Source organism: Actinoplanes sp. NPDC051388, assembly GCF_055586225.1.
This window is the reverse complement of record NZ_JBVJIP010000027.1, coordinates 98997-125268: the sequence shown is the minus strand read 5'-3', so window position 1 is coordinate 125268 and position 26272 is coordinate 98997. Positions and strand designations below refer to the sequence as shown.

Sequence of the window (26272 nt, the reverse complement as noted above, 5' to 3'; positions counted from 1 at the left end):
GAACTCGGCGACACCCTCGGCGGCGAGGACTCCGAGTTCGAGGTCGCCGAAACCCGGGTCGCCCTCGGCCCCGCCCTCGCCACCCTCGACGAGCGGGAGCAGAAGATCCTCACCCTGCGCTTCTACGGCAACCTGACCCAGTCGCAGATCGCCGACCAGGTCGGCATCTCGCAGATGCACGTGTCGCGAATGCTCACCAAGGCCCTGGGCAAGCTCCGCGTCCAGCTTGCCGCCGGTCTCTGACGCGTACGCGGAAAAGAGCCGGTCACCCGCGCGGGTGACCGGCTCTTCGCCTGCGGTCAGGAGGGGTCGGGCTCGGCGGCCGGTTCCGCCGGCACCTGCTGCTCGCCGCTGGCCAGCCGGTTCCAGATCAGGAAGCTCGCCGCCACCACCGCGACGATCGCCGCGGCGCCGGTCAGGAACGCGAACCGGCCGGACACCAGGTCGGGCGTGACCCGCTCGGAGAGCACGACCGCGCCCAGCCCGATCGAGGCGACCACGGTGGCGAGCACTCCGGCGATCACGAACAACAGCGTGCTCAGCCTGCTCGGCCGTTCCAGCCGTCCGGGGCGGCGCACCCGGGCCACCCGCAGCACGAAGGCCACCAGCGCACCCCAGGCCAGCACGATCAGCAGGCCGGCGACGGTGTCGCTGGGCCGGTGCCACTCGGCCCAGACGGTGGCCACCGCGATCACCGTCACGTAAGCCGCGCCGAGCATCGCGACCAGGCTGCGGACCGCCCAGGGCAGCACGAGGATCAGCGCGAACGCCACCGAGGCGGCGGCCGTGGTGTGTCCGCTGGGGAACGAGTTGGGCATCGAGGAGCCGTCCAGGTCGGGCCGGGGCAGCGCGTTCTTGAGCAGGCGCGTGGTCAGGTTGGCGCCGAGCACCACGACCGCGGCGCCGACCGCCAGATCCAGCCGCTTGCGGACCATGCCGATCAGCCCCGCCGCCACGCAGGCCAGCACCAGGCCGGCCAGGCTGGTGCCGTTCAGCGCGCGGTCCATCACCTCGACCACGCGGTCGTGCCCGACCTCGGCGTTGCGCAGCGCCTGGGTGTCGATCGTCTGGCCCAGCGACGAGAGCACGAAGACGCGATAGGTCGCCACCGTGCCGGCCGCCGCGATGATCGCGGCCAGCAGCGGAGTGAACAGGTGGATCGCGCTGCGGGTCGGTGGCGGGGCGGAGACCGGGCTGGAGGCCAGGGCGGTCATCGGGGGGTCGTCCTCCTCGGGCGGGCTGGATGGCGGACTGCCTATGCCCAATGCACCGGTAATTCAAGCGCGTCCCGCCGGAATCATCCGTACCGGGTCCGGCCGGTGGCAACCGAGGCGCACCCGAGCGCTCCCTGGACCCGCAACGGCGCCCCGCGACCTTCAGGTGGACATCGCCCACGGAAGGAAACGCCCACATGCTGTTCACCGCCCGCCGACTGCTCACCGGCCCGCTGCTGGTGGCCGCCCTCGGGACCGGTCTCGCCCTCGCGCCCGCGGCGGCGAGCGCGGCGACCGTCACCGCGACGGTGAACGTCACCAGCTCGCTGAAGGTCCGCTCGACGCCCTCGCTGAGCGGCGCGATCGTCGGCTCGCTGAAGGACGACCAGAAGATCGCGGTGCAGTGCGTGACCGCCGGCACGAACGTGCGCGGCTCGAACCGCACCTCGAACCTGTGGGCCAAGATGGGCACCGGCCGCTTCGTCGCCTGGGCGTACCTGAGCGCCCCGCGCAACATCGCGCGGTGCGCCACCACCACCCCGCAGGCCGTCCCGGTCAAGGTCAAGCCGGCCGCGGCGAAGCCGGCCTACATCGTCGGCAAGATCCGCAGCACCGACGGCGCGGTCAACCTGCGCACCGCCCCCAGCACCTCGGCCGCGGTCGTGCTGAAGCTGAACACCGGCCGCCAGGCGCTGCTCGTCTGCGCGGTCACCGGGCAGAACGTGGCCGGCACCGTGCGGACCACCACCCAGTGGGACCGCACCAGCACCAACCTCTACATCTCGCACGCCTTCGTGGTCAGCCCGGCGCTGCCGGTCTGCAAGGGCTCGACCACGCCGTCCACCGCGGCGAACATGACCACCGAGCAGTTCATCAAGGCCGCGGCGCCGGGGGCCCAGCAGGGCTGGCGCGAGTACGGCGTGCCGCCGTCGGTCACCATCGCCCAGGCCATCCTCGAGTCCGGCTGGGGCAAGAGCACGCTGTCCACCACCCACAAGAACTACTTCGGGATCAAGTGCCAGAACCGCAGGTTCGGCACCCTGGCGAACGGCTGCTCGACCTACCGGACCACCGAGTGCACCAAGGCCGGCAGCTGCTTCAGCACCACCGGGGTGTTCCGCACCTACGCCTCGATGGGCCACTCGTTCCGCGACCACGGCAACTTCCTCAAGGTGAACCCGCGCTACAAGCCGGCGTTCAAGTACACGAAGAGCGCCAACAACTTCATCTGGCAGGTCTGGAAGGCCGGCTACGCCACCGACCCGAACTACTACACCAAGGTCACCGGCATCATGGCGAAGAACGGCCTCTACAAGTACGACACCTGGAAGTGACTTAGCAGTCAGCACCCCCGTCGGCGGAACCTCGTCGGCGGGGGTGTTTCGCGCCTTAAGCTCACAAAAGTGAAGAGGCGTGACGACCCTGACACCGCGGCCATGGGGCGCCGGGGTCGGTTCGTGGGGCCTCTGCTCGCCGCGAACGTGCTGATCATCGGCGTGACCGTGACCCTGCTGGTGGTCGGCAGCCTGCGCGCCGGGCAGCGGGCCAACGCCGACCGGGTGATGGATCAGCGCACCGCGGTCGCCCGGGCGGCGGTGATCGCCGAGACCGGCCGCTACCGCGCGCTGCTGCAGTCGACCGCTGCCGGCGCGGCCATCAACGCCGAGTTCGACAGCTCCGACTTCGCCGCGGTGACCGCGCCGCTGGACGCCGCCGAGCTGCTCGGCGCCATTTCGGTGGCCTTCGTCGTGCCCAGCGCCCGCGGCCGGGACGCGCAGACCCAGGCGCTCTGGCGCTCCCGCGGCACACCCGACCTCACCCTGCGGCCCCGCGCCGGCGTGGACGAGCACTACTTCTCGATCTTCAACCGGATGCTCCAGGGAGTCGGGATCTCCACCGCCGGCATCGACGTGTCCGGCTCGCCGGAGGCCACCGCGGCGCTGGTCGAGGCACGGCGGACCGGCCGGCCGACGGTCTCCGACACGTACGTGCTGCTGCGCGACCGCGGCCTGCCGGCGCGGCAGCAACAGCTCTCCTTCGTGTTCGTCGCGCCGATCTACCGCCCCGCGCCGCAGCCCGAGTTCCGGGGCTGGATGGTGCTCGGCGTGCACGGCCAGGACTTCCTCGGCGGCGTGCTGAGCACGGCCAGCCAGAACCAGCTGGACGGCGAGCTGCTGACCACCAACGGCGACGGCCGCCGCGTGCGGGTCGCCGCCTACGCCGCCCGGGGCACCCCGGACCTGCGCCGGATGGCCACCTTCCCGGTGGCGAACCGGCACTGGACGCTGGTCACCGGCGCGGACTCGGCGCACCTGCCGGGCGCCCGCAGCGGCCTGCCGATGATCGTGCTGCTCGGCGGCGTGGCGCTCACCCTGATGCTGGCCGGGCTGGTGCACGTGCTGGCCAACGGCCGGTCTCGGGCCCGCTGGCAGGTGCAGGTGGCCACCGCCGACCTGCGCACCGCCGAGGCGGAGAGCCGCCGCCAGGCGGGGCTGCTCGGCGCGATCATGGCCAGCCTCGGCGACGGCGTCGGCGTGGTCGACGCGAACGGCGACTTCCTGCTGCACAATCCGGCGGCCAAGGCCCTGCTCGGGGTCGACGACGACGTGACCGGGCCGCAGGAATGGCAGGAGCACTACGGCCTGTTCCGGCCGGACGGGCGCACCCCGTTCCCGGTGGAGGAGATGCCGCTGGTGCGGGCGCTGGCCGGGGAGTCGTCGGACGGCGTGGAGATTCTGGTCCGCAACGCCACCCGCCCGGACGGCATCCTGCTCTCGGTCGACGGCCGGCCGCTCGACGCCAGCGCCGGCCAGCCGGGCGCGGTCGCGGTCTTCCGCGACATCACCGACCTGCGGCAGTACGAGACGGATCTCTCGGTCTTCGCCGGTGTGGTGGCCCACGACCTGAAGGCGCCGCTGGCCGTGATCCGCGGACACTGCGAGACCGCCGTCGACGAGCTCGCCGACGTGGAGTCCGCGGCCGCGGCGCCCGGCACCCGCGCCGCGCTGAACCGCATCGCGCACGCCGCCGATCGGATGGCCCAGCAGATCGACACCCTGCTGGCCTACACCACCTCGAAGGACGCGCCGCTGCGCCGGGCCACGGTCCCGCTCGGCCCGCTGGTGGACGACGTGATCATGGACCGCACCGGGCCGCGCCGGCCGGGCGACGGACCGGCCCCGGACTTCTACGTCGGACCGCTGCCGGACGTGGACGCCGACCCGGCGATGCTGCGGCACGTGCTGGACAACCTGATCGGCAACTCGCTGAAGTACGTGCCGCCGGGCCGTGCTGCCCGGGTCGACGTGACCGCGGCGCAAGCCGCGCCGGGGTGGATCCGGATCGAGATCGCGGACCGCGGCATCGGCATCCCGGACGACGACAAGCCGGACATCTTCGAGTCGTTCCACCGGGCCCGGACCGCGGCGGGCTATGCCGGGACCGGCCTCGGCCTGGCCATCTGCCGGCGCATCGTGGAGCGGCACGGCGGCGCGATCGGGGTGACCGACAACCCCGGCGGCGGAACGCGCTTCCACTTCACCATGCCGCTGGTCTCCCAGGATGCTGAGTTGATGGTCACGGCACGGCGATAATCCTGCGGCAATCGGTCGCGGGTCTGCCTATTCTTGGCAACGCCATGTCTGTGAACCCGCCCGAGCTGCGCCGCCGCATGTCCGATCTGCTCCCTCGCGACGAGCGCCGGCTCCAGCGGCGGCTCGAGGGCACCCGCCGGATTCGCGACGAGGACGCGCGCGCCGCCGCGCTGGCGACCATCGCCGACGAGATCGAGGCCGCGCAGAAACGCCGGGACGCGCGGCTGGCGTCCGTACCCGAGATCACCTTTCCCGAGCACCTGCCGGTCAGCGAGCGACGCGGCGACATCGCCGCCGCCATCCGCGACCACCAGGTCGTGGTGGTGGCCGGCGAGACCGGCTCGGGCAAGACCACCCAGCTGCCGAAGATCTGCCTCGAGCTGGGCCGCGGGGTGCGCGGCCAGATCGGGCACACCCAGCCGCGCCGGATCGCCGCCCGCACGGTCGCCGAGCGCATCGCCGAGGAGCTGGGCACGCCGCTCGGGTCCACGGTGGGCTACAAGGTGCGGTTCACCGACCAGTCCACGGACGAGACGCTGGTCAAGGTGATGACCGACGGCATCCTGCTGGCCGAGATCCAAAATGACCGGGCGCTGCGCCGCTACGACACGCTGATCATCGACGAGGCCCACGAGCGCAGCCTGAACATCGACTTCCTGCTCGGCTATCTCAAGGAGCTGCTGCCCCGGCGGCCCGACCTCAAGCTGATCATCACCTCGGCCACGATCGAGACCTCCCGGTTCGCCGAGCATTTCGGTGACGCGCCCGTCATTGAGGTGACCGGGCGGACCTATCCGGTGGAGGTTCGCTACCGGCCGCTGGACGTCGACGAGGAGCAGGACCAGATCGACGGGATCGCCGCCGCGGTGGACGAGCTCGGGGGCGAGAGCAGCGGCGACATCCTGGTCTTCCTGAGCGGCGAGCGGGAGATCCGGGACACCGCCGACGCGCTGAACAAACGCGACCTGCGCAACACCGAGGTGGTCCCGCTCTACGGCCGGCTCAGCGCCGCCGAGCAGCACCGGGTCTTCCAGCCGCACACCGGCCGCCGGGTCGTGCTCGCCACCAACGTCGCCGAGACCTCGCTGACCGTGCCCGGCATCCGTTACGTGATCGACCCCGGCACCGCGCGCATCTCTCGCTATTCCAGCCGGCTCAAGGTGCAGCGGCTGCCCATCGAGGCGGTCTCGCAGGCCAGCGCCAACCAGCGCAAGGGACGCTGCGGCCGCACCTCGGACGGCATCTGCATCCGGCTCTATTCCGAAGAGGACTTCGAGTCCCGGCCGGAGTTCACCGAGCCGGAGATCCTGCGCACCAACCTGGCCAGCGTCATCCTGCAGATGACCAGCCTCGGCCTGGGCGATCTGGCGAAGTTCCCGTTCCTCGACCCGCCGGACAAACGCAACATCACCGACGGCGTCAAACTGCTCGAGGAGCTGGGCGCACTCGACGGCCGGGCGCTGACCCCGCTCGGCCGCCAGCTCGCGCAGCTGCCGGTGGACCCGCGGCTGGGCCGCATGGTGATCGAGGCGGACAAGCACGCCTGCGTCGCGGAGGTGATGGTGATCGCCGCCGCACTGTCCATCCAGGACCCTCGCGAGCGGCCGGTGGACAAACAGCAGCAGGCGGACGAGAAGCACGCTCGCTTCACCGACAAGGAATCCGACTTCTTCAGCCTGCTCAACCTCTGGAGATACGCGCGGGAGCGGCAACGGGAGCTGTCCGGCAACCAGTTCCGCCGGCTCTGCCGGGCCGAATTTCTCAACTACCTGCGGGTCCGCGAGTGGCAGGATCTCTACGCGCAATTGCGGCAGGTGGCCCGTACCCTCGGATTTGCGGTGACCGAGGACCGTGAGGGACTCGCCCCGGCCCAGGCCGTGCACACCGCTCTGCTCGCGGGTCTGTTGAGCCACATCGGCTTCAAGGACCCGGAGAAGCGCGAATATCTGGGCGCGCGGGGTGCGAAGTTCGCGATCTTCCCGGGCTCGGCGCTGTTCAAGAAGCAGCCGCGCTGGGTGATGTCCGCCGAGCTGGTCGAGACGTCGCGGCTGTGGGGCCGGGTGAACGCCCGGATCGAGCCGGAGTGGGCCGAAAAGCTGGCGCCGCACCTGGTCAAGCACAGCTACAGCGAGCCGCACTGGGAGAAGAATCAGGGCGCGGTGGTGGCTTTCGAAAAGGTCACGCTCTACGGCCTGCCGATCGTGCCGCGGCGCAAGGTGCAATATTCGCGGATCGACCCGGCGCTGTGCCGCGAACTGTTCATCCGGCAGGCGCTGGTCGAGGGCGACTGGGAGACGCACCACAAGTTCTTCGCGGAGAACGCCAAGCTGATCCAGCGGATCGAAGAGGTGGAAAATCGTGCGCGGCGCCGCGACATCGCGGTCGACGACGAGACGATCTACGCGCTTTACGACGCCCGGATTCCCGCCGACGTGGTCTCCGGCCGGCATTTCGACTCGTGGTGGAAGAAAGCCCGCCACGAAAATCCGGACCTGCTCACCTTCACCCGCGAACTGCTGGTCAATGCCGGGCGGGACGCCGTCGACCCGGGCGCCTATCCGGACGCCTGGCTGGTGGCCGGCGGCATCCGGCTGCCGCTGACCTACCGCTTCGAGCCGAACGCGCCCGACGACGGGGTCACCGTGACCGTCCCGCTGCCGCTGCTCAACAAGCTCGACCCGGACGACTTCGGCTGGTCGGTGCCGGGCCTGCGGCAGGAGGTGGTGGTCGCGCTGATCCGCGCGCTGCCCAAGCACCTGCGGACCAGCTTCGTGCCGGTGCCGGACTGGGCCGCCGCGGCGCTCGCCCGGGTGCCGGCCCGGCGCGGCGCGCTGCCGGACGCGATCGGCGACGAGTTGCGCCGGCTCACCGGCACCGTCGTGCCGCGCGACGCCTGGCGTCCCGACCAGGTGCCGGACCATCTGCGGATCAACTTCCGGGTGGTGGACGAGGACGGCGCGCCGCTGGGCTCGGGCCGCGACCTCGACGTGCTGCGCCGTCAACTGGCCCCGCGGGTCCAGGCCACGATCTCCGCCGCGGCCGGCGACATCGAGCGCTCCGGGATCAAAACCAATGACTTCGGTACGCTGCCGAGCCGCGTCGCCCAGGTCCGAGGCGGCATCGAGGTGGCCGTGCATCCGGCGCTCACCGACGAGGGCGACAGCGTCGCGATCCGGGTTTACGAGACCGAGTCCGAGCAGCGACTAGCGATGCGCGCGGGCACCCGGCGGCTGCTGATGCTCACGTTGCCGCCGGCCGCCCGCTACCTCCAGGGCCGGCTGGACAACAAGGCCAAGCTCGAGCTGTCCCGGGGCAACCCGTACCGGTCGATCGCCGATCTGCTCGACGACTGCGCCGGCGCGGCGGTCGACCGGCTGGTGCAGGACGCCGGGGGACCGGCCTGGGACCAGGCGGCCTTCACCGAGCTGCGTGAGCAGGTGCGCGCCGACCTGGTGGACGCCACCGCGGCCGTGGTGCAGCAGGTCAGGGCCGTGCTGTCGACCACCTGGGAGGTCGGCCAGCGCCTGTCCAGCACCCGCGACCCGCAGCTGGTGGCCGCGCTCGCGGATATCCGGCAGCAGCTCAAGGGGCTGGTGCATCCGGGCTTCGTGACCGAGACCGGCTGGCGGCAGCTGCACCACCTGCCGCGCTACCTGAAGGCGATCGCCTATCGGCTGGATCGGCTGCCCGGCACGCTGGCCCGCGACCGCCAGCTGATGGCCCAGGTGCACGAGATCGAACGCGAGTTCCGCGAGCTGCGCGCCGAGACGCCCGCGGACTCCCCGGCCGTCGAAGGGCTCGAGGAGATCCGCTGGATGATCGAGGAGCTGCGGGTCGGGCTGTTCGCGCAGTCGCTGGGCACCGCGTACCCGATTTCGGACAAACGGATCTACAAGGTCATGGACCAACTGCCCGCCTAGCACCCTCTGTCCCGTTCCGGTCTGCTTCGGCGGTCCTGCATGCGACCGTGGATCACGTGCGGCGCTGGTGGCTCTGGTACCTGGCGGGGATGGCTCTCCTCCTCGCCGGCGGTCTGCTGAGCCCCGACCCCGCGGTCCTCGCGACGGTGCAAACCGCGGGCAGTCTGACCACCGTGCCCGCGATCTGGCTCGGCATCCGGATCAACCGGCCGGTGCGCCCGTTCGGCTGGTGGTCCCTGTTCGGCGCGATGGCCGGTGCGCTGACCGTCAACCTGATATGGGTGGCGCTGGGCTCGATCGTCGGCCAGCTGCCGTCCATCGACGTCCTGTACTTCCTCACGGTGCCGCTGCTCGGGTTCGCCTTCGCGGTGCTGCCCGGCCGCGGCGTACGCTTCGCCGGCTTCACCGAGGCCGGCATCATCGCCAGCGGTGCGGCGGTGCTCTGGTGGACGCTGCTGGTCGACCCGTTGGTCACCGACATGGATCGGACCTTCGCCCAGGGGAGCGTGCTGATCTATCCGCTGCTCGACATGGCGCTGCTGGCTCTCGGCGTCCGGCTGCTGCTGCTCGGCGGCCGCAGCTCGGCCTCCTTCGCGATGCTGGCGCTCGGCACCGCGGCCACCCTGGCCGCCGACACCACGCTGTTCGTGGCGTCGCTGACCGGCGCGGACCTCTCGGCACTGAGCCTGGTGGGGTGGTTGACCGCCGCGGCGCTGGTGGGTGCGGCCGCGTTGCACCCGGCGATGGCACGGGAGCTCACGCCGCCGACCGCCGACGTCTCCTCGCACGTTGTCGGCGGCGCCCGGATCTACATCGCCACCGTGGTCGCCACGCCCTTGCTGACCGGCGCGTTCCTGCTGCACGAGGTGGCCACCAGGCAGGTCTCGCGGGCCGACATCGTGGTTCCGGTGGGCGCCACCGCGCTCACCGCCGCCCTGGTGGTCACCCGGATGCGCCAGCTCACCCAGATCGCCCGCCGCCGGGCCGCCGCACTCGAGCAGTCGCTGCACACCCAGGACGCGCTGCAGCAGGAGTTGCGGCGCCGGGCCCAGCACGACGTGCTGACCGGCCTGCCCAACCGCACGCTGCTGCACGAGCGGATCGCCGCAGCCCTGGCGGCCGGCGCCGGCGGTGCCCTGCTGATCGTCGACCTGGACGACTTCAAGGAGGTCAACGACCGGTTCGGGCACGCGATGGGCGACGACCTGCTGATCGCGGTGGCGGGCCGGCTGGTCAAGCGGCTCGACGGCCGGGCGCTGGTGGCACGGCTGGACAGCGACGAGTTCGCGGTGCTGGTGGAACGGGAGACGGCAAGCGAGGTGCTCGACCGCGCCGAGGAGGTGCTGGTGTCGCTGCGGTCGCCGGTGCGCACCCAGGGACACGAGCTGTTCGCCACCGCCAGCATCGGGGTGCGGGCGCTGGACGACGACCTGCTGACCGGCGACGTGCTGCGCGACGGCTATCTGGCGCTGCACGCCGCCAAGGCGGCCGGGCGCGACCAGGTGGCAATCTTCGACCGGACGATGCGCGAGGAACGGCTGGCGCTGGCCCGCACCATCGAACGCCTGCGCGGCGCGATCACCCGCGACGAGCTGGTCGTCTATTTCCAGCCGCTGGTCCGGCTCGGGGACGAGCGGATGTTCGGGGTCGAGGCGCTGCTCCGCTGGCAGCCGGCCGGGGAGCGGATGGTGCCGCCGGACCAGTTCATCCCGGTCGCCGAGGACAGCGGCCTGATCGTGCCGATCGGCGCCCACGTGCTGCGCGAATCGTGCCGGGTGGTGTCCGAGTGGCACCGCCGCCACGGCGCCGTGGTCTCCGTCAACGTATCGCCGCGCCAGCTGCGCGAACCGGACTTCGGCGCGATGGTGCTTGACTGCCTGCAATCGTCGGCGCTGCCTCCCGAAGCCCTGATCCTGGAGATCACCGAGGGCGTGCTGGTCGCCTCCGGGCAGGTCACCGAACAGGCGATCGGCCATCTGGCCATGCTGCGCTCGCACGGGGTGCGGGTGGCCGTGGACGATTTCGGCACCGGCTATTCGTCGCTGGCCTACCTGCGGGACCTGCCCATCGACCACATCAAGATCGACAAGTCCTTCATGCCCGCGCCCGGCCAGGCCGACGACATGGCCGCCCGCACCATGGTGAAGGCGATCATCGACCTGGCGTCGGGTCTGCGGCTGGGCACGATCGCCGAGGGCGTGGAGACCGCCGAGCAGGTCCAGTTGCTGCGCGAGCTGGGTTGCGAGAAGGCCCAGGGCTACTATTTCGCGCGCCCGCTCCCGGCCGCCGAGGCCGCCACCCTGCTGGCCGAGTCGGCCGCCGCCCCACACCGGGTCTAACCCCTCGGTCTGCTCCCACGGCCTGCCCCTCGGCTGCGCGCTGGGTCTGGCCTCGGCCGCTTGGCGGTGCCGGGTCTGTTCATTGACGGGCCGGGTTTGGTTCCTGGCGGCGCGGTGGGGTGTAGGTCGGATGGCGCTCGGGTGCCGTTCGGTTACCCCCCTGCCGTTGCCGCCCGGCAGGCCCTAGCGTTCTCCGCATGACGAACGACTTCCTCGCAATCGCCCCGGTTTCCGCCGTTCCCGCCGCCGGCTCCGAGCTTCCGGCCGGTCTGCCCGCCGGCCTCTCGGCCGGTTTCCCCGGCGGTCTCTCGGCCGCGATGCCCGCGGACCCGATGGTCGTCGTTCCGGCCGACCCGGCGGTCGCGCTGCTGGACGAGATGATGGCGCGGGTGGGCGTGGACGGGCTGGCCGCCGCGCTGGCCGACCCGGGCCTGCTGGCCCAGGTGGACCAGCACGCCGCCGCGGTGCGGGACGCGCTGCGCGAGGCCGGCCGCGAGGTCGACGCCGAGGGCCTGGCTTCCTACGCCCGGTCGATCGTCTTCGCCGCCAAGCGCATGGGCCGCCCGGTCCCCGAGATCGGCGCCGCCTACCAGTCCGGCGCCGCCTGGCACGCCGCCGAGTGGCACCTGCTGCGTCTGGTAGCCGTTTGTGCGATCGCAGAGTCAGCCGGTCTACTCTGAATTCCACCCGAACCGCCCGTCACGTTGGTTTGGTGTTTTCTGCCGCAAAACGTACTTTCAGGACATGAAGCTTTCCGCCAGGGTTCTGACCCTCGCCCTGATCCTCGCGCCGGCCGTGCCCGCGCTGGCGGCCACCACCAGCGCCCAGGCCGCTCCGGCAGCCGTCGTCGTCGCCCGCTATTCCTTCGACGCCACCTCAGCGGGCAAGGTCCCGGACCTTTCCGGCCGCGGCGCTCCGCTCACGATCCGCTCCGCCGACAAGGGCGTGGTCCGTTTCGTGGCAGCCGGCACCGGCCGCTACATCGGCCTCCCGCTGCGCTGCGCCGCCACCGCGAAGACCTGCCCCCGCGCCCTGCTCGAAGGCGCCGACGACCCGGACCTCGATCCCGGCACCCGCAACTTCCGCTGGGGCGCGAGCATCAACATCACGAAGAGCCAGCTGGCCGGCTCGTCGAACGTCCTCCAGAAGGGCGTGGCCACCACCGAGAGCCAGTGGAAGATGCAGGTGGGCGAGACCCACGGCCGAGCCCAGTGCGTAGCGGTCGGCCGCGGTTCCACCAAGGCCTACCTGGTCCGCTCCTCGGTGGCGGTAGCCGACGGCAAATGGCACAAGGTCCTCTGCCTCCGCACCGCCACCACCCTCAAGATCTACGTGGACGGCGTAGCTCGAGGCTCGGTGGCCGTGCCCGCCTCGCTGAGCATCCTGAACGACAAGCCCCTGCGCATCGGCGGCCCCAACTTCAACACAAGCAGCGACATGTTTCACGGCCATATCGACGACGTCTACGCCACCCTGGGCTGACCCCCGGTCGCTCGCCCCGGCCCCTTTGCTCTGCACACATATGCGCAACGCCCGGACGCCCGTTCTGAGCCCGTGGACGAATATCTGCTGCTCGTGACCACGGCCCGGGACCCCAGAGAGACGCCGGCCCCCCGGGACCACCGGACCACTCCAAGCACAACGTCGAACATCTGCTGGGCATGACGAAGCCCGGAACCTCCAGGTTCCGGGCTTCGCGCGCGCCAGGCCGCCGGAGGCGGCCGCGCGCTCGGGTGGAGCGTGCGCCCGAGCCTTTAAGCGCAGCGGGTTTGTCGCGCTGAGCGGCTCGCTCCCGCACCGCGGTTGGTCACGGTGAGCGTCGCTCCCGCGCCGCGGTTGGTCCCGGTGAGCGGTTCGCTCCCGCGCGGGTCGAACACCTGCAGCGCGGGTCGATCAGCTGCGGCGGAACGCATAAGAACGACCCGAACCGACCCCCGAAGCCCGGCTCGAATGCTCCCGTTCGGAACGCTGACGGGCGGCCAGCCGCTCGTCGGCCGCTCCGTGCTTGGACTTCGACTTGGACTTCTGCCGCCGTTCCCGCCGGGACGTGGTCTCGGCCAGGACGGACGGAACGGGCACTGCTTCCGCCAGATCCCCGATGGCGAGTTCCTCGGGATCGACGTGAACGTTGAAAGATCGCGCAGGCATAAAGCGCCCTCCTCGTGGTGAAGCGAGGCGGAGTGCCGTGGTCAGGCTGAGAGGAAAGAGGTCCCAAGGGCCGGCACGTGGCTAGTCCCACGGCTGACGAATGCCACCGGCGCACCCGGAACAGGGATGCGGAAGGAAGTCGGGCATTCATCAGAAGCGCATGGGAGGACGCTAAAACAGCCTTCGGGGCTGCGCAACTCGATTAATGCGAAGAGCCGAGCTGTGCCGTGCTCGCATCGAGCATCGCGCACGCTGCGGGGTAGTCGCGGAGCTGGTCGCGTACCAGTCGGAGGCCGATCGCCAGAGCCGGCGCCGGGACGCCTCGCGCGGTCAGCACCTCGGCCGTCCATTCGACGAAGTCGAGGAAGAGCCGGTCGTCGCCCACATAGAGCGCCGCCGCCAGGAAGTCGACGATGTGCCCGACGTCCTCCGCCGTCGCGTCGCGTTGCCGCTGGTCGTAGTCGTGCACGCCGGGATATTCCGAGGTCAGCCTGGTCAGCGCCGCCCCGATCAGCTCGCTGCGGTGGCGGACCACGAACGTGTATTCGTCGTCACCCAGGAACGGTGACGCCGACGGGTCGTCCATCGCGGGCGGCCAGTTGCCGGACAGGCGGGTCGCGGCGCCCTGCGCGGTGGCGGCCCACGCGTCCGCGCCCAGGCGCAGCGCCCAGCGGCCGTCGGGTCCGAAACCCCGCCCGCCCGCGATCACCGGCACCCCGGCCCTCCGGCAGGCCGTGATCGCCGCGTGCGCGCGGGGCAGCCGGGCCGGGATCATGCAGCTCAGCGCCACCGCGTCCGGGCCGGTCTGGTGCAGGTGGGTGACCAGGTGCGGGCCGGGCACGCTGGCGCCGAGGAAGTCGACGCGCCAGCCGTCCAGCCGCAGCGTCTCGGCCAGGATGCGCACCGGCAGCGCGTGCCACTCGCCGTCCACGCAGGCGATGGTGATCCGGCCGCGGATCGGGCGCACGGTGGTGCGCGCCGCCACCGCCGCGAGGGCGCGTTCGCTGATCGCCGTCGCCGCGTGCTCGCGGGCGATGGTCCACTCGTTGGCCGCCCACAGCTCGCCGACCCGCTTCTGGGTGGCGGCGATCAGCTCGGTCATGATCCGCTGCGCCGGCACGCCGCTGTCCAGCAGGTCGGTGACCACTTCGACGGCGCCGTACTCATCGCCGTCGCCGACCAGGCGCAGGTAGTGGCCGGCGAGCTCGGGGTCGTCCAGCGACTGTGGGCCGGCCGTGGTGAAGACGGTCACGAGCGCTGCCTCTGCCGCCGATCGCCGCGCCGGGAGTCGATCGCGAACGGGGACGTGTTCGGCGTGCCACCGTCACGCAGGCTGAGCGGGGTGCGGTTGGGCGCGCGCACGGCCAGCATCGCGATGTCGTCGCGGACGCCGCCGTGCACCCAGTCGGAGACGAGCTGGCGCACCCGCTCGACGGTGGCCACGCCGGGCATGCCCTGGCAGGAGGCGAGCGCGTCGCACAGGCGGTCCTCGCCGTACTGCTCGATGCCGGACGGGCCGCCGCGGGCCTCGGTGAGCCCGTCGCTGTAGAGCAGGCACAACTCGCCGGGGCCGAGCTCGATGGTGGCCGGGCGCACCACGGTCTGCGGGACCACGCCGATCAGCGTGCCCGAGGTCGGCACCTCCTCGACCGTGCCGTCGGCGCGCAGCACCAGCGGCGGCGGGTGGCCGCCGGAGGCCAGCGTGAGCCGCACCCGGCCGTGGTCGGTGCGCAGCACCGAGCCCACCACCAGCGTGACGAAGCGGTGTTGCCGGCCGGATTCGAGCAGCGCCTGGTTGAGCACCGAGAGCATCTCCACCGGCGACGACTCGACCAGCCGCAGGGCGCGCAGCGTCTGCCGCACCTTGCCGGTCAACACCGCGGCCTCGGGGCCCTTGCCACACACGTCGCCGAGGGCGATCACCGTCTCGGGGCTGCGCCGGGTCGGCCCGAACACGTCGTAGAAGTCGCCGCCGATCCGCAGCGCCTCGCGGGCGGCCTGGTAGGACCCGACCAGCTCGACGCCGTCGGGTTGCGGCAGCTCCGGCGGCAGCAGGTCGGCCTGCAGCACGGCGGTGGTGTCGACCTGCTCGCGATAGAGCATCGCGGCGGAGACGGCCGCTCCGGCCCGGGCCGCGAAGATCCGGGCGAGCATCTCGTCCTCGTCGCTGAACGCCGCGGTCTCGCCGCGGCGGGCCAGGATCAGCGCGCCGGCCGGCTCGGCGTTGCCGGGCAGGGGAGTGACCAGCAGCGCGCCGATCGGGCCGAAGCCGTCGGGCAGCAGCCATCCGGGCGCCTGCGCCGCGTCCAGCCAGCGGCTCGGGATCGGCGGGAAGCCGCCCAGCGCCTCGACCAGGCCGGGCGCCTCACCGAGCACGTGCTCGCGCAGCATGCCGGACTCGAGCACGCCGCCGTCGACCAGGCGGATCCATTCGGCCTGCCGGCGGGTCGCCGGCAGGACCACGACGGCGGCGTCGGCCAGGTGCGAGACGGCAAGCTCGGCCGTCGTACGCAAGCAGCGCCGCTGATGCAGGGACGAGGAGAGCCGCCGCCCCGCCTCGGCCAGAAAGGCCGTGCGGGCCCGCTCCTGCTCGAGCCGCGTGACGTCCTGCAGGTACCACCCGCAATGCTCTTCATCGAGCACCCGCCGGGTGCCGCGGATCTGCCGGCCGGCGTATTCCCCGGTGAAGCTCTGGTGCTCCTCGGCGATGGCGTGTGCCAGCCCGGGCAGCGCGCCGCCGAGCGCGGAGCCGCCCGGCCGCAGGTCCGGCACCAGCAGTTGGGCGGCCGCGTTGACCAGCAGGATCCGGTGACCCACGGTGCACAGGACGACGGCCTCGGAAGAGGCGTCGAGGGCGGCCCGCAGCAGCGCGGGAGCGGGCGCGAGGGCACTCCGGTCGCCGGCCTGGGCAGGCACGTGTGCGGTCATCGGCACCCCCTCTCGTCGGTTACAGACTACGTGCTCGTGATCCTGCCGTGGCTGCTCAGCCCCGCTCGGTGGGCGCGTCACCGGTCCAGATCGACGACGATCGGGGCGTGGTCGGACGGTCCTTTGCCCTTGCGGGCCTCGCGGTCCACCACCGCATCTTTGACCGTGCCGGCGATATCGGCGGTGGCATAGACGAGGTCGATCCGCATGCCCATGTTCTTGTGGAACATCCCGGCACGGTAATCCCAATAGGTGAACGGGTGATCCCCCTTGAGAGGACGCGCCGGAACGTCGACGAACCCGACCCCACGGATCGCAGCCAGCGCCTCACGCTCCGGAACCGTGACGTGGGTGCTGCCGGCGAACGCCGCCCGGTCCCACACGTCGGCGTCGGTCGGCGCCACGTTGAAGTCGCCGGCCACCACGACCGGGCCGGCCGCGACGTCGTCCGCGAGCGCGACCCGCAGGGCGGACAACCAGGACAACTTGTACGTGTAGTGCGGATCGTCCGGAGTGCGGCCGTTCGGCACGTACACCGACATGAACCTGACCCCGTCGCACACCGCGCTGATCGCACGGGCCTCGGGATCGGGATAGCCGGGTTCGCCGGCGAAGCCGTGGCGAACGTCCTGAAGGTCGGTGCGGGCCAGCAGGGCGACGCCGTTCCATCGGCCCTGGCCGAACTCGGCGGTCCGGTAGCCGAGGTCAGCGACCTCTTTGCTGGGGAATTCGCCCTGCGCGACCTTGGTCTCCTGCAGGCAGAGGACGTCGGGCTTGGTCTCTTCGAGCCACTCCAGCAGCCGGGGCAGCCGGGCCTTGACCGAGTTGACGTTCCAGGTGGCGAAGCGCATGCGTCACAGAGTGCCGCATCGGCTCAGGATGCGCTCAGCGGGTGCGGCGTTGCGGCAGTCCGGCGCGGACCGCGGCGAGCAGCGCGCCACCCAGCCCGAGCACGAGCATCAGCAGCCCCATCACGAGCCACACATTGCACTCGCCGCCGATCAGTCCTGACATGCCGCCTCCTGCCTGCTCGCCCCGTGCGTGACCGTTCTGTTACCTGTCTAGTCCATCGGACGGTGTTCGCGCCAACCCGAGGATTTCGGCGCGGCGAAATAATGCCCGAATCGGGGAGACCGCACCAGAGCGGATGCCGGGTTCGTCACTCGGCGGTGAAACCCGGCCGGGTGATCGGTTAACGTCGATCGTGCGGACCGGGGGGTGACGTGCATGCGGGTAGATGTGCTGCCGGAGTTGCCGGCGGCGATGCTGGACGAGGCGTGGGAGTTCTACCATGCGACGTTCTCGCCACTGCGCAACCGGGCGGTCACCCGTCATCTGATGACCCGGTCGGCCGAGTTCGAGCCGATGATGGCCGACCAGCGGGTGCTCAAGTTCGTCACCCGTGACGACCGGGGCCTCACCGGCCTCGCCGCGATGACCGACGACCTCGACGCGGTTCCGTTGATCTCACCGCCGTTCTTCGCCCACCGCTGGCCGGTGCTCTATGCGGAGCGCCGCATCATCTATTGCGTGTTCATCGGGGCCCGGCCCGGCCGCCGCGGCGACGGCGTCTTCGTCGGACTCCAGCAGGAGATCTACACGCGCGTGGTGGAGCCGGTCCGGGGTTCCGTGGTGCTCGACATCTGCCTGTGGAACGAGGAACAGCTCAACCTGCCGTGGGCGGTGGAGAGCATCGTCTCGGACATCTCCGGCGGTCGCGCCAAGGCCACCCGGATCGACAGCCAGTCCTACTGGCTCTACGAGTTCTCCGCGGCCAGCTGATTGCGGCCCTTGGTGACCGGGCCGGTGTTGCGCTGGTTCTTCCCGGCCGGACCGGCTGACGCGGTCGCCGCGGCGCGTGCGGCCGGACCGCCCGCGTGCCAGTGCGCGGCGAACTCGACGGGTGGCACCGCCGGACCCCACAGCCAGCCCTGGCCCTGGGTCACCCCGACCGCGCCCAGCGCGTCGCGCTGACCCCTGTTCTCCACGCCCTCGGCGACGATGCTCAGCCCGAGCGCGTAGCTCATCGCCACCACCGCCCGGACGATCTCCTCGTCCTCCAGGCTCTGGCCCAGGCCGGAGACGAACGAGCGGTCGATCTTGACCCCGGTGACCGGGAACTTGCGCAGGTAACCCAGCGCCGAGAAGCCGGTGCCGAAGTCGTCGACCAGCAGCTTGACGCCCAGCTCGCGCAGTTCGAACAGCACCCGTGAGGTGACGCTGGAGCCGTCCACCATCACCGACTCGGTCATCTCCAGGGCCACCGCGCGGGCCGGCACACCGAAGCGCAGCAGCTCGGCGGAGACCACCAGCGGCAGCTCGGCGTCGTTGAGCTGGCGCGGCGAGACATTGATGGAGAGGTAGAAGTCGTCGGCCACGGTGCCGTCCGCGCGCCACTCGCCGAGCTGACGCAGCGACTCCTCGCGCACCCAGGTGCCGATCTGCGCGATCATCCCGGACTCCTCGGCGATCGGGATGAACGCCATCGGCGGGATCGCCCCGCGGGTCGGGTGGTTCCACCGGATCAGCGCCTCGGCGCCCAGCGGCCGCCCGGTGTCCAGCTGCACGATCGGCTGGTATGCCACGTGCAGCTGCCCCTCGGCCAGCGCGGTGCGCAGGGCCGCCTCGAGCTCGATCCGCTCGCGCACCCGGTCGTGCATCGAGGTGTCGAAGATGGTGGACCGGCCCGGCCCCTCGGACTTCGAGCGGTACATCGCGGTGTCCGCGTCCCGCATCAGCGCCTCGGCGGTCACCGCCGGGTCGCCCTCCGCCGCCGCGTGCGCGATGCCGATGGACGCGCTGATCACCACTTCGGTGTCGTGCACCGCGAGCGGCCGGATGAAGCACGAGCGGATCTCGTCGACCAGCCGCAGGGCGCCGGCCTTCTCACCCACATAGGCCAGCAGGAACTCGTCCCCGCCGGTGCGCGCCACCATGATCCCGGAGGGCACCGCGGCCCGCAGCCGGGCGGCCACCTCGATCACCAGCTGGTCGCCGGTGTCGTGGCCCCACGAGTCGTTGACCCACTTGAAGCCGTCCAGGTCGAGCAGGTAGACCCAGACCCGGCGGTCGGCGAGCGGCGGCACCTCGATCAGCAGCCGCTCGATGTGCGCGGACATCATCCGGCGGTTCGGCAGCCCGGTCAGCGGATCGTGCATGGCCTGATGCTCGGAGTGCCGCTGGGCGGCCACCTGCGCCTGCACCGCGGACACCGCCCGGAGCAGCAGCAACAGCGTCATCACGCCGCCGGTCACGCCGATCGTCAGGCGGACCGCCGGGGACTCGCCGCCGACCGCCACCAGCAGCACGAAGGGCGTCGCCACGGCCGGTCCGAGCAGGAGCATCCGGCGCCACGACCAGGCCTGCACCGGCACCCGGGCGGCGCGGCTGAGCCGGACCGCCGACGGGTGCAGGGCGGTGACCCCGAGCAGGGTCAGCGCCAGCAGGAAGGGCACGTCCAGCAGCGGTGACCCGTAGATCCGGCCGGAGAGCCCGATGATCGCGTAGGCCAGGTCGCCGATGAACAGCATCGTCATCGCGCCCAGGAACGCGGCCAGGCTGGCCGGCCAGGTGGTCGCGGTGAAGGTCAGATTGATGACCAGCAACAGCAGCACCACGTCGAAGAACGGATAGGACGCGGCCAGCATCGACACCATCAGGGGGCGGTCGCTGATCGCCCCGGCCGGCGCCGCCAGCAGCAGCGTCGTGACCAGGCCGCCGGCGAGGCAGACGATCAGGCCGTCCAGCACCGCGAGCCAGTCCAGACTGCGGCGGGCGCGCAGCAGGATCACGAGGCAGGCGGCCAGGCACGCGTATCCCGGGATGATCACCGCGTCGGCGAGCAGGGGGAGGGGCAACGGCTCGCCGGCCACCCCGGCCCGCACGATCACGCCGACCAGGAAGCAGAGCGCCATGAGGCCGAGCAGCAGCCAGGCGGAGCGCGGCTCGGCGCCCATCCGGCGCGGGCCGACGAAACAGGCCCACACGGTGGCTGCCCCGATCACCGCGAAGGCGAGCAGGCTGATCTCTAAGGACACGTTGAGGACGTAGACCCCGGTCGCGACGAGGCCGGCCGCGGCGAAAGCCCGCCACAGCCACGAACCGGCGAGCGGCACGCCCGCGGATCCCACCACATCGCCCCCCGGCGGGGACCGTTCACCCCCGGGCGATCATGAGCCCGGGCTACCCGCCGAAGGCACCGTACCCGGTGACCAATGCCCCGGGGCAGTGGTTCCGTGCACAAACAGAGTCGGGCAGGCTCCGCGGCGCAACAACTCCAGCGCCACCGGCCCCAGCAGCTGCGTTCCATCACTTCCGCGCGGGCCGACCAGTAGCATGCGCGCGCTGCGGGACGCCCGCACCAGAGCGACCGCCGGATCGCCGATCAGCAGTCGTTTCCGGACATCGCCCAACTCCGGCACGGCGGCCAGTGCGGCGTCCAGCAACCGGCGGCCGGCCTGCTCGCCGCCGCGCTTGGTGACCACGTGCGCCACCTCGATCGGCACCGCGCGCCGGGCCGCCTCGTCCGCGGCGAACTGCAGCGCCGACAGCGACTCGGGGGAGCCGTCGACGGCGGCCAGCAGCGGGCCGGAGGGCGGGCGCGGGCCACGCGCGATCACGGCCGGGCAGAACGCCCGGGACGCCGCCTGGAACAGCACCGAGTCGACCGAGACGCCGTCGTCGGTGGCGAGATGGTCGTCGCCGAGGATGAGCAGCACCGCGCCGCGGCTCTGCTGCAGCAGCACCCGGATCGGGAGGCCGTCGGTGACCACGGCGCTCGCCCGGACCCCCGGGGTCGCGCGCTGGGCGGCGCCCACGGCCCGGTCCACGATCCGGCCTGCTTCGCGGCGCGCCTGCGCGTAGGTCTGATGGGGTTTGCCGAATCTCGGGTCCGGCCACGTGAAGGCGTGCACTACGCGCAACTTCCGGCCTCGGGCCACGGCCTCGCGGGCGCCCAGCCGCACCGCGGCGAGCCCCGCCGAGGTGCCGTTCACGCCGACCACCACGGGGGCTGATCTCGGGGTCTTCATCGACTCCCACCTCCACGCACCATTATCTATGGTCTGCGGCCTTCCCCGGCGCCCCGTGATCTATTCCTCAGAGCATCGGGCGGCTGATGACCCATTCAGGTTGAGGGTTTACGGTGAAGTTCAGGTTCTTGGGGACATCTGCCGGTGAAGTGAGGGAAATACATGACGGATGTCAAGCTCGACCACCCCGGTGGTCAGTTGTCGATGCCGGTGCGTCCGGCGGTCGAGGGTCCGGGCGGCATCGAGATCAGCTCCCTGCTCAAGGAGACCGGCTTCGTCACGCTGGACACGGGGTTTGTGAACACGGCCTCGTGCACGTCGTCGATCACCTACATCGACGGCGACGCGGGCATCCTGCGCTACCGGGGATTTCCGATCGAGCAGCTCGCGGAGAAGGCCTCCTTCCTGGAGGTGTCCTATCTGCTGATCCATGACGCGTTGCCGACGCCGGCCGAGCTGGCGAAGTTCGCGGACGAGATCCGGATGCACACGCTGCTGCAGGAGGAGATGCGCAACTTCTTCTCCGGCTTCCCGCGCGACGCGCACCCGATGGCGGTGTTGTCCTCGGCGGTGACCGCGCTGTCCACGTTCTATCAGGACGCGCTCGACCCGACCGATCCCGAGCACGTCCGCATCTCCGGCATCCGTCTGATGGCGAAGCTTCCGACGATCGCGGCGTATGCCTTCAAAAAGAGCATCGGGCACCCGCTGCCCTACCCGGACAACTCGCTGGACTACGTGCAGAACTTCCTGCGCATGACGTTCGGCCTGCCCACGGTGCAATACGACGTGGACCCGGAGATCGCCAAGATCCTCGACATGCTCTTCGTGCTGCACGCCGACCACGAGCAGAACTGCTCGACCTCCACGGTCCGCCTGGTCGGCTCGGCGCAGGCCAACCTCTACGCGTCGGTGTCGGCCGGCGTGAACGCCCTCTCCGGCCCGCTGCACGGCGGCGCCAACGCGGCGGTGCTCGAGATGCTCGAGCTGATCCGCAAGGACGGCGGCGACGTCGGCACCTTCGTGAACCGCGTGAAGAACAAGGAGCGCGGCGTCAAGCTGATGGGCTTCGGCCACCGGGTCTACAAGAACTACGACCCGCGGGCGGCGATCGTCAAGAAGGCCGCGCAGGAGATGCTCTCCAAGATGGACAAGCCCGACCCGCTGCTCGAGCTGGCCTTCCAGCTCGAGGAGATCGCGTTGTCCGACGACTACTTCGTCTCCCGCAAGCTCTACCCGAACGTCGACTTCTACACCGGTCTGATCTACAAGGCGATGGGCTTCCCGACGAAGATGTTCACGGTGCTCTTCGCGCTGGGCCGGCTGCCCGGCTGGATCGCCCAGTGGGGCGAGATGATGACCGACCCGGCCACCAAGATCGGCCGCCCCCGCCAGCTCTACACCGGCGAGGCCGAACGCGAGTTCGTGGCGATCGACAAGCGCTGACCGTTTCTGATCGGAGCCCCGCCGTCCTGCCCGACGGCGGGGCTCCGTCGGTCTACCCTGCTGGGGTGACGCATCCGATCATGTTCGACGACGACGATCCGATGCTGGCCCGGGTGCGCGACCTGGCGCTGGCGTTCCCCGACGCCGCCGAGAAGGTCTCCCACGGCCGCCCGGCTTTCTACACGACCAAGGTCTTCGCCTACTACGGCGGCTCGATCAAGGTCGACGGCGCCTACCAGCGCCACGACCAGGCGGTGATGATCCTGCCCGACCCGGCCGAGCGCGAGGCGTTGCTGGCGGAGGAACACTGCTTCAGCCCGGCATATCTGGGCCCGAGCGGCTGGGTGGGCGTGGATCTCACCGCCGACACGGACTGGCCCGAGATCGCGGAACTCCTCGACGCGAGCTACCGCCACACCGCCGGGAAGCGCCGGGTGGCGGCCTTGGACCAATCAAGATCAAAATCATCCTGAGATACGCCCGGCAGACCCCGAGGCGTGGCACACACGCCGGTCCGTAGCCACTCACCCTCCGCGCCCGCCGCCGGGCGGGCCTGCCACTCGCCGGGCGGTTATGCGAAGTGGGGTGCCGATGGATCAGACTGCGGCGATGTCGGTGACCGGGTGCGGACGGTGGTCGGCGACACGCAGGTCGGTGGCGTCGGCTCGCCGGCGGTGATCGAGGCAGGTGGCGCGGGAACTCCCGGCCGAGCGCGTTCGGCGCCGCTGATACGGTCCGTTACCGCAAGTCCGCGGTGCCCGCTGCTGCTGCCCCGCCCGCCGCCGTTCCCGTCCGTGCGGTCCGCGGCCGCGCGATCCGCGCCCGTGGTGCGCGCCGCGCCCGCGCCCGTGGTGCGCCCGCGCCCGTGGTGCGCCCGCGCCCGTGGTGCGCCCGCGCCCGTGGTGCGCCCGCGCCCGTGGTGCGCCCGCGCCGCGCCCGCGCCGCGCCCGCGCCCGTGGTGCCCGCGCCGCGCCGTGGTGCCCGCGCCCGTGGTGCCCGCGCCGCGCCCGCGCCCGTGGTGCCCGCGCCGCGCCCGCGCCCGTGGTGCCCGCGCCGCGCCCGCGGTGCCCGATCCGCGCCCGGGCCGCCGCGGCGCGCCGCCGGGCGAATTGCGCCGCGCTCGCGGCGCCCGCCGCCGCCCCCACCCCGGCACTGGGTGGGTCTCAAGGTAGGGCGGGGGTACGACGGTTTTCGGTTGTCAGCATTCTTTCTGTGGACAGCCGTCGGGTCTGTGGACAGCCGTCGGGTTAGGGACCAAGGGCCCTGTTGACGGCGCTGACGATGCTGTCCGAACCGCCCCCGCAGGCCCGCACCGCCGGCCTCAGTCCGTTGAAATCTGCGCCGCCGCCCCGTCCTCGAAGTCTGCGGCGATTTCGGCGTTGGTCTGCGCTGAATCCCAATCGCCGTCGAGGTCGAGCTGCCCGAGTGAGCCGACGGCAACACGATCAGTTCGAGCCACCGGCCGACCGCGTGGGTGTTGCGTATATGTGTGCAGAGTAAAGGGGTCCCGGCCGGGCTCGTGGTCGTCCACACCCAGATGATCCGCCGGCGCTCCCGGCGCCTCAAGCCGAATCTGGCGGGCGGGTCAGGTCAGGGGCGGCCGTTGATGGTGGCTCGGGCGCTCGGGGCGAGCGGGTTGGTGGCGGTCAGGTCGCGGGGGGTCAGATCGAAGCCCTGCCAGTGGACGTGCATCGGGCTCTGGTCCTCGTCCCGGGGGACGTGGTGGAAGCCGATCCGGACCCAGGCGACCGGGTCGGTCAGTTGTTCGCCGTTGTTGTATTCCAGGATCGAGCGGGCGCCGCACTCCGGGTCGAGGTTGAACGTGGCGAACTTCTCGCACGCCCGCGCCTGGGTGAACGAGATGTCCGGCACGGTCTCCGGGCGGCTCTCGTAGACGTCGCCGGGGCCGGGGGTCACCTCGTAGGAGCGGGGGTGGCCGTCGGTGTTGGGGGCGGCGGTGCTGACGACCCGCCACCAACGGCGGTTCGCCGTGGTCAGGTTCGCCTCGGTGGTGATCGGGGTGCGGGTGGCCTCCAGGATCGCCGAGCGGCGGCCGCGGGCGCCGGTCGGGGCGCTGTCGTACTGCTCGATCCGCTCGCCGCCCAGGCCCGGGTCGACCCGCCAGATCGCGTTGTGGTGGTGGCTCGTGGCGTGATCCCGGTCGCCGGCGCCGAGGGGCCAGCCGGCCTTCGGGATCGTGTAGTCGCCGGGGGAGAGGTCGCCGGTGGCGCCGAGCCGCGCGGTGATCCGTCCGTCGTCGCCGAAGCGGTACTCGGTCAGGTACTCGTACCAGCCGATCTTCGATGTCGATCTCAGGACCAGGTCGTGACCCTGCCTGGTGTAGAGCGTCTGTGCCCGCTCGTCGTTGACGCGCTGGGCCGGGCCGGTCGCGTCGGCGGTCACGCACAACACCTTGATGCCGGAGAAGGCCGCCCGGCGTGAACCACCCGGGCACTCTCGGGCCGCGACCGCCTGCATCGCGTCGCCGCCGAAGCCGAACGACGTGATGTCGTTCCATTCCGTGGCGCCGGAGTCGTACGGCACGTTGAGCTGGGCCAGGGTGATCGAGTCCAGCACCGGCACGGGTTCGGGCCGGCCGCGGAACGACACCGCGACCTTTTCCAGCACCAGGCCGGTGTGCGGGTCGACGTGCCAGCACATCCGCCAGCGAGTGCCGCCGGGCAGCGTCTCCGCGACTGTCGCCGCCTCCCCGCACCAGGCCGTCCGCGGGGGATCGGCGTGCGCGGCGACGGCGGGAACGAGGGCGATCGAAAGGACCAGCGCCGTAACCAGAGTCTTCATCGGTTCTCCAGGCGCATGACGGTGCGGGCGGACAGGTCGACGACGATGTCGGTCAGGTCGATGAACGGCCGGCCCGGGGGCTGCGGCAGCAGCGTCACGCAGCGGTGCCGGCCGCACTCGCCCGGCGGGCCGGTGAACGTCTGCGCCGCGAACGAGAGCTGTTCGGGGCCGGTCAGCGACGTGCCGGTGGCGGTGTGGAAGCGGTCGTGCAGGACGTCGCCCAGCGGATCCGCGAGCAGCAGCTCGGTCGCCACCCGCACCTCGCGGGCGGTGGCCGGCGGCTGCATCCCGGACGCGGCGAACGTGCCGGTCACCCGCCCGGCCGGCAGGTTCACCACGCGCTTCACCAGCCGGTCGGTGCGGTAGTCGTAGAGCAGGACGTCGGCGCGGCGGTCGGTGCCGTCCGGCTCGGCGAGCGCCACGGACAGCACCTCGGGTCCGGGCCGGCCGTCGACGTCGCGCGTCTCGGTGAGAGCGGCGGCGAGGTCGCGGGCCGTGCTGGTCTCGGCCGGCGTCAGCGGGTCACGCCCGGTGCCGGCCGCGGGCACGGCCTGGTCGGCCGGATCCGAGATGGACGGCGTCCCGGGGTCACCGGGACCGGCACTGGCCGCCACCGCGGGCCGGTCCGGGCCGCCCGACGACCCCAGCACGAAGCCGAGCGTGCCGACCGCGACGACGGCGAGTGCCATGGCCGTCAAGGTCCGACCCGACGGCAGGCGCCGGCTGATTCCTCTCACGTGATGCCTCCCCAGGGACAGAACCAAAGTGGCGGGGGGGGGGGGGGGGGGGGGGGGGGGGGGGGGGGTGTGGGGGGGGGGGGGGGGGGAGGTAGTGGCCCTCCCACCCCGGAGA

21 protein-coding genes are annotated in these 26272 nt (G+C 71.6%); 10 read left to right on the top strand and 11 right to left on the bottom strand.

Annotated elements, in window-relative coordinates:
• Positions 1–243, top strand: a 243-nt coding sequence (locus ACZ6TI_RS44010) for a sigma-70 family RNA polymerase sigma factor (protein ID WP_465351249.1), incomplete at its 5' end; no start/stop codon positions are given.
• A 56-nt stretch (positions 244–299) separates the two neighbouring features.
• On the opposite strand, the gene ACZ6TI_RS44005 is transcribed toward ACZ6TI_RS44010, so the two are convergent.
• Positions 300–1214 (bottom strand): phosphatase PAP2 family protein, encoded by a 915-nt coding sequence (locus tag ACZ6TI_RS44005; protein WP_465351248.1) that lies wholly within the window; start codon positions 1212–1214, stop codon positions 300–302.
• A 197-nt stretch (positions 1215–1411) separates the two neighbouring features.
• Between ACZ6TI_RS44005 and gsmA the strand changes: the two genes are divergently transcribed.
• The 6 genes from gsmA to ACZ6TI_RS43975 all read left to right on the top strand — a co-directional run bounded on the left by gsmA (position 1412) and on the right by ACZ6TI_RS43975 (position 12548).
• Positions 1412–2548: a sporangiospore maturation cell wall hydrolase GsmA gene (gene gsmA / locus ACZ6TI_RS44000; RefSeq protein WP_465351247.1), complete on the top strand. Its 1137-nt coding sequence runs from the start codon at positions 1412–1414 to the stop codon at positions 2546–2548.
• Positions 2549–2671: 123 nt separating this feature from the next.
• Positions 2672–4807 carry an ATP-binding protein gene (locus tag ACZ6TI_RS43995; RefSeq protein WP_465351246.1) on the top strand — a complete coding sequence of 712 codons (2136 nt, stop codon included), beginning with the start codon at positions 2672–2674 and terminating at the stop codon, positions 4805–4807.
• Positions 4808–4851: 44 nt separating this feature from the next.
• Positions 4852–8727, top strand: a complete 3876-nt coding sequence (gene hrpA, locus ACZ6TI_RS43990; RefSeq protein ID WP_465351245.1) for an ATP-dependent RNA helicase HrpA — start codon at positions 4852–4854, stop codon at positions 8725–8727.
• Between the two features lie 47 nt (positions 8728–8774).
• A complete protein-coding gene (locus ACZ6TI_RS43985; RefSeq protein WP_465351244.1) occupies positions 8775–11066 on the top strand; it encodes a putative bifunctional diguanylate cyclase/phosphodiesterase in 2292 nt (763 codons plus the stop codon).
• A gap of 197 nt (positions 11067–11263) precedes the next feature.
• Positions 11264–11746, top strand: a complete 483-nt coding sequence (locus ACZ6TI_RS43980) for a DUF6401 family natural product biosynthesis protein (protein ID WP_465351243.1) — start codon at positions 11264–11266, stop codon at positions 11744–11746.
• A gap of 64 nt (positions 11747–11810) precedes the next feature.
• Positions 11811–12548 (top strand): LamG domain-containing protein, encoded by a 738-nt coding sequence (locus ACZ6TI_RS43975; protein WP_465351242.1) that lies wholly within the window; start codon positions 11811–11813, stop codon positions 12546–12548.
• A 411-nt stretch (positions 12549–12959) separates the two neighbouring features.
• Here the strand turns inward: ACZ6TI_RS43975 and ACZ6TI_RS43970 are convergent, their stop codons facing one another.
• The 5 genes from ACZ6TI_RS43970 to ACZ6TI_RS43950 all read right to left on the bottom strand — a co-directional run bounded on the left by ACZ6TI_RS43970 (position 12960) and on the right by ACZ6TI_RS43950 (position 17156).
• A complete protein-coding gene (locus ACZ6TI_RS43970) occupies positions 12960–13214 on the bottom strand; it encodes a hypothetical protein (protein WP_465351241.1) in 255 nt (84 codons plus the stop codon).
• A 202-nt stretch (positions 13215–13416) separates the two neighbouring features.
• Positions 13417–14466, bottom strand: a complete 1050-nt coding sequence (locus ACZ6TI_RS43965; RefSeq protein WP_465351240.1) for a cobalamin B12-binding domain-containing protein — start codon at positions 14464–14466, stop codon at positions 13417–13419.
• A complete protein-coding gene (locus ACZ6TI_RS43960) occupies positions 14463–16142 on the bottom strand; it encodes a PP2C family protein-serine/threonine phosphatase (RefSeq protein ID WP_465351239.1) in 1680 nt (559 codons plus the stop codon). Before ACZ6TI_RS43960 ends, ACZ6TI_RS43965 begins: the two co-directional genes overlap by 4 nt.
• A gap of 77 nt (positions 16143–16219) precedes the next feature.
• Positions 16220–16993 carry an exodeoxyribonuclease III gene (locus ACZ6TI_RS43955; protein WP_465351238.1) on the bottom strand — a complete coding sequence of 258 codons (774 nt, stop codon included), beginning with the start codon at positions 16991–16993 and terminating at the stop codon, positions 16220–16222.
• Between the two features lie 34 nt (positions 16994–17027).
• A complete protein-coding gene (locus tag ACZ6TI_RS43950) occupies positions 17028–17156 on the bottom strand; it encodes a hypothetical protein (RefSeq protein ID WP_465351237.1) in 129 nt (42 codons plus the stop codon).
• 213 nt (positions 17157–17369) lie between these two features.
• Between ACZ6TI_RS43950 and ACZ6TI_RS43945 the strand changes: the two genes are divergently transcribed.
• On the top strand, positions 17370–17924 hold the full coding sequence (locus ACZ6TI_RS43945; RefSeq protein WP_465351236.1) for a hypothetical protein: 555 nt from the start codon (positions 17370–17372) through the stop codon (positions 17922–17924).
• Here the strand turns inward: ACZ6TI_RS43945 and ACZ6TI_RS43940 are convergent.
• Together ACZ6TI_RS43940 and ACZ6TI_RS43935 are read right to left on the bottom strand one after the other, a co-directional pair.
• A complete protein-coding gene (locus ACZ6TI_RS43940) occupies positions 17900–20257 on the bottom strand; it encodes a putative bifunctional diguanylate cyclase/phosphodiesterase (RefSeq protein WP_465351235.1) in 2358 nt (785 codons plus the stop codon). The genes ACZ6TI_RS43945 and ACZ6TI_RS43940 overlap by 25 nt on opposite strands.
• A 54-nt stretch (positions 20258–20311) precedes the next feature.
• Positions 20312–21172 (bottom strand): universal stress protein, encoded by an 861-nt coding sequence (locus ACZ6TI_RS43935; RefSeq protein ID WP_465351234.1) that lies wholly within the window; start codon positions 21170–21172, stop codon positions 20312–20314.
• A 162-nt stretch (positions 21173–21334) separates the two neighbouring features.
• Here ACZ6TI_RS43935 and ACZ6TI_RS43930 point away from each other — a divergent pair, with 162 nt between their 5' ends.
• A complete protein-coding gene (locus ACZ6TI_RS43930; protein ID WP_465351233.1) occupies positions 21335–22618 on the top strand; it encodes a citrate synthase in 1284 nt (427 codons plus the stop codon).
• Positions 22619–22683: 65 nt separating this feature from the next.
• Positions 22684–23091: an MmcQ/YjbR family DNA-binding protein gene (locus tag ACZ6TI_RS43925; protein WP_465351232.1), complete on the top strand. Its 408-nt coding sequence runs from the start codon at positions 22684–22686 to the stop codon at positions 23089–23091.
• 848 nt (positions 23092–23939) lie between these two features.
• On the opposite strand, the gene ACZ6TI_RS43920 is transcribed toward ACZ6TI_RS43925, so the two are convergent.
• The 3 genes from ACZ6TI_RS43920 to ACZ6TI_RS43910 are packed head-to-tail and all read right to left on the bottom strand — an operon-like array spanning position 23940 to position 26109.
• Positions 23940–24149 carry a hypothetical protein gene (locus tag ACZ6TI_RS43920; protein ID WP_465351258.1) on the bottom strand — a complete coding sequence of 70 codons (210 nt, stop codon included), beginning with the start codon at positions 24147–24149 and terminating at the stop codon, positions 23940–23942.
• A 59-nt stretch (positions 24150–24208) separates the two neighbouring features.
• Entirely contained in the window at positions 24209–25420 is a 1212-nt protein-coding gene (locus ACZ6TI_RS43915) for a copper amine oxidase (RefSeq protein ID WP_465351231.1), read from the bottom strand.
• Positions 25417–26109 carry a hypothetical protein gene (locus tag ACZ6TI_RS43910; protein ID WP_465351230.1) on the bottom strand — a complete coding sequence of 231 codons (693 nt, stop codon included), beginning with the start codon at positions 26107–26109 and terminating at the stop codon, positions 25417–25419. Before ACZ6TI_RS43910 ends, ACZ6TI_RS43915 begins: the two co-directional genes overlap by 4 nt.
• Positions 26110–26272 lie beyond the last annotated feature (163 nt).